The organism is Vibrio sp. 2033 (genome assembly GCF_033339735.1).
The window spans coordinates 1-661 of record NZ_JAWOVC010000412.1; the positions used below are offsets into that span (position 1 = coordinate 1).

The window sequence follows — 661 nt, forward strand, 5'->3', positions numbered from 1 at the left end:
TTGGTCTTGCGAAAGACTTCTCTCATTCAAAATACCAAATTGGAGATGGGTTAGGCTCTAATCTTATCTATCGGTTTATTCACGCTCGATAGTTCTAAGCATCTACCTTGTTGTTATTTAGTGATGTTTAGGAGCTTATTTTATGTTTGATTCAATGATGGGCGTCTTGCTTGCCTTTTGGCATCAAGACTTTTCTGCACTTATGGCGCCAGGAAGTGCAGGGATTATTTATATTGTCGTGGCGACATTAATCTTTTTGGAAAGTGGTTTTATTCCTGCTGCGCCATTTCCGTGCGATAGTGTGGTGGTGTTGTCTGGCACACTTGCGGCGGTAGGCGTGCTTGATCCTATTGCCATCATGTTGGTGATTATTGTGAGTGCGGGCTTAGGAAGTTGGGCGGCTTACTTGCAAGGAAAATGGCTAAACCGCCTACCTAAAGTTCAAGGCTGGGTGAATGCTGTCCCACAGAAAAGACTCGAACAAGTCGATGTTCTTTTGGGGAAACATGGCTTAATTGCATTGTTTTGCGCGCGTTTCATTCCGGTGGTGCGCTCGCTTTTGCCATTGATGATGGGATTACGTGTGAAACGCGTGTCGAAGTTCCATTACTTTGCATGGCTGAGCGCCATATTGTGGACGTTATTACTGTGCGGCTTTGGC

The 661-nt window shown here is 45.2% G+C and carries 1 protein-coding gene; it reads left to right on the forward strand.

Features of this window, described 5'->3' with window-relative positions; genetic code table 11:
- Positions 1-142 precede the first annotated feature (142 nt).
- Positions 143-661 (forward strand): DedA family protein (locus R7P74_RS26905; RefSeq protein ID WP_318123719.1); only part of this gene is annotated, 519 nt, incomplete at its 3' end.